The sequence below is a fragment of the Daejeonella sp. genome, assembly GCF_044232565.1.
In the GTDB taxonomy this organism is placed as follows: Bacteria; Bacteroidota; Bacteroidia; order Sphingobacteriales; family Sphingobacteriaceae; genus Daejeonella.
Window position 1 is genome coordinate 1 of sequence record NZ_JBIILQ010000285.1, and the last position, 3,121, is coordinate 3,121.

The window sequence follows — 3,121 nt, forward strand, 5'->3', positions numbered from 1 at the left end:
ATATCAGTCATTAGGGTACCATCTGGGTTAAACATCGCGTCATAGGTATTAATAAATTTAGCATGTTTCATGTCTTTGACCATCGATGCAATTATTTTGTTTGCTTCTATCATTTGAGGAAAATACTTCTGTCTTGATGGGCTGGGTTTAATAGAAATATAAGCTATATGAGTTTTTGGGTACTTTTTTCTTATTAATTCAAATAATTGTTTAACACGATCAACAACCATTTCTACTGTTGTACCAGGATTAGTGAAATCATTTTCTCCACAGTATATCACAATTTGTTTTGGGTCATAGGGAAAGATTATATCATTAGCATAGTTAATGACATGTGGTAAAGAAGAACCACCAAAACCACGGTTTATAATTACCTGATTAGGAAATTGTTTTTGTGCGTCTTTCCAATTTGTAAACGTGGAGCTTCCTACAAATAGAGTAGCATTTTTGGGTGGAAATTTCAGACTATCCTGCTTTTTGAAATTATTAATTTCGTTATAGAATGGTAGTTTTTCTTGAGCATTTGCTAGAAAAACTATAAAAAAGAAAAATACTATAAGTTTTAAATGTTTCATTTTGAGTGATTAGATTATTACCAATTCAATGTTTTTTTAATGTATTTACTAAGTTCTAATGCTATTTCTTGATGTTCTGCCACAGTAGGATGTCCGTCACATCCTTGATGATATTGTTTAGTAAAAATATAAGTTCCTATATTTTTGTCTCCTTTTAGGTATAAATGATCTTTTACTGCTGTAATGTATTTTACCATTACAGTTTTTAATTTGGCATCTGCCATAGGGCTAGATAAAAATATCAACTTAGCTTTTGGATAATATTCACGCAATTTGCTCGCAAAATCAACATAAGCATCAACAAATTTGGTTGAATCTTGAATTCCATCATTTTGACCCAAGCAAACAGTTACTACATCTGCTTGATAGCGCTTAAAATCCCAAGCTATCGTATCTTGTGCCATATTTATTTTATCAAATACTTGAGGCATTACAGTTTTTTTATTGCAGCAACTTTGTATAAGACCAATTCCAGATACGGAGGATAATTGCCATCGAGCATTTAAACTTCTAGCAGTTACTGGCCCATAAGCTGAATAAGCATTATGCTGATCATACCATTGTCCATTTTTGCATTTAACTCCACTTTCGTCACTTCCAGTCCCACAAGTTATGGAATCACCAATAAATTCCATTTTACGTTTTTGCTGAGGCGCTGGTTTAAGTAATTTGCTGCATTCGATTCCCAAAATTTGTACATAACCGTTATCTGGCTCGGTATTTTTACAAATTATTATGGTATGTGTGCCTTTTGATAAGTTTTTAGCTAGGGATATAATATTTTCTTTCCCTTTTAATTGAATACGGTAAGCAGGCTCATTATCAACTTTAATTTCTAAATAGTTCAGAACATTACCGTATAGCATTTGGTCGTTAATTTTTAGATTAAGGTATGTACCACTAAACTTAATTTGTAAATAAGTGCCTGAAGCCCAAAATTTCGGTTTTTCAGGATCCGAAAAATCAACTCTGCCCGTATATTTTATAAATGGGTGGTTGCCTTTATAGAAAACTAATGGGTCTGACTTAGCAAATGTAAAGTTGCAAACTAGTATGAAAAGTGCAAAAAAAGATATTCTAATCATCATTAAACAAATATTCTACGTCCAGAAAGATTTTCTCTAAACTCCTTGGGAGTACAACCTTTCTTCTTCTTAAAAATCCTATTGAAATTTGAAATATTATTAAAACCACAATTATAAGCAAGCTCTGCAATTCCTGCTGAAGTGTCAATTAATTTGCGAGAGGCGTGACCTAACCTGATTTCTATTAAACTATCGATAAAACTTATTCCTGTGCGACTTTTAAAGAAACGACTGAATGAAACTTCGGTCATATTAGCTATTCTGGCAACTTCTGCTAAACTAATCTGTTTATCAAAATTTAAATTAATGTATTCCATCACTTTTTCTACTCTCCTGCTGCCGTAAGAAAATTCGACATTGCTAAAAGTTGAATCTGAAAGTGTGCGCATATTTCTAGAAGTGGAAAGATCATGCAGAATTGACATTAATTCTAAAACAGAATCAAAGCCATGTTTCTTATTCAGTTTAACAAGTCTTGGGCCCATTATTTGAGTGGTTTCTTTTGAAAATAAAATTCCGCATTTTGCTTTTTCAAACATTTCTCTAATTACACGAAGCTGATTTCTGCGCAAAAACTTTTCATCAAATAAATCTTTATGAAACTGAAGGGTAACTTCATGAATTTCTTTCCCAACTAACTTATGTGTTTCCCAAACATGCGGAAGGTTAGAGCCAATTAAAACCAATTCATTATCAACAATTTCTTCAATGTGATCCCCAATAACTCTTCTAGCTCCACTGGCATTGGCAATAAAATTCAACTCCATTTCTTCATGGTAGTGCAAAGGGAAATCAAACTCACTTTTCTTTCTCTCAAAAATGGAAAAACAATCACTATTGGTGAGTGGCGTAATCTCTTTAATTATATTTGAATGCACAGTAAGTTGAATAATATCAATAGTTAAGATAAAATAATATGATAATTATATTGGACTCAAATATAACATAAGAACTTAATAATAAGCCGTTAAAATAGATTTCAATTATTTAATCTCTCCTAAAATTCATATTTTGGAGATAAAAATATCAATAATTGATAAAATAGTATTACTTTTTGGGCCTTTTACAAATCACTTTTGATATAAACCAAATTAAACGTATATGCCCAATAAACTATTTACTAATTTATTTGCAATACTCGTAAGCTTACTCATCATTAACCCAGCTTTTGCTCAAGAAAAGAGGCTTTCTGGGAAGGTTTATGATGAAAGAGGAATTGAACTTCCTGGCGTATCAGTGAGTATTAAAAACACTAAAATTGGAGTGATTACCGATTCTGAAGGAAAATTTGCACTAAATGCCCCTTTAGGTAGCCAAACCCTAGTTTTTTCTTTTTTAGGTATGGAGGAGCAAGAAGTTCCTATTGGTAATAAATTATCATTTCAGGTTAGTTTGAAAATGCAAATTACCACTCTGTCTGATGTTATAGTGATTGGTTACGGCACAGTTAATAAATCTGAC

General features: G+C 31.9%; 4 protein-coding genes. 1 reads left to right on the forward strand and 3 read right to left on the reverse strand.

Annotation, left to right across the window (positions count from 1 at the left end):
- From ACILQF_RS12100 to ACILQF_RS12110, 3 genes are all read right to left on the reverse strand, one after another.
- The coding region (locus ACILQF_RS12100; RefSeq protein WP_395627660.1) for a GDSL-type esterase/lipase family protein at positions 1–575 on the reverse strand (575 nt) is incomplete at its 3' end.
- Between the two features lie 17 nt (positions 576–592).
- Positions 593–1,663 carry an SGNH/GDSL hydrolase family protein gene (locus ACILQF_RS12105; RefSeq protein WP_395627661.1) on the reverse strand — a complete coding sequence of 357 codons (1,071 nt, stop codon included), beginning with the start codon at positions 1,661–1,663 and terminating at the stop codon, positions 593–595.
- Positions 1,663–2,538: an AraC family transcriptional regulator gene (locus ACILQF_RS12110; protein ID WP_395627662.1), complete on the reverse strand. Its 876-nt coding sequence runs from the start codon at positions 2,536–2,538 to the stop codon at positions 1,663–1,665. Before ACILQF_RS12110 ends, ACILQF_RS12105 begins: the two co-directional genes overlap by 1 nt.
- A gap of 223 nt (positions 2,539–2,761) precedes the next feature.
- Here ACILQF_RS12110 and ACILQF_RS12115 point away from each other — a divergent pair.
- The coding region (locus ACILQF_RS12115; protein ID WP_395627663.1) for a carboxypeptidase-like regulatory domain-containing protein at positions 2,762–3,121 on the forward strand (360 nt) is incomplete at its 3' end.

What these genes read in the sequence shown, in the direction of transcription:
- ACILQF_RS12105 (WP_395627661.1), bottom strand. Translation starts at nt 1,663, where the DNA reads ATGATGATTAGAATATCTTTTTTTGCACTTTTCATACTAGTTTGCAAC.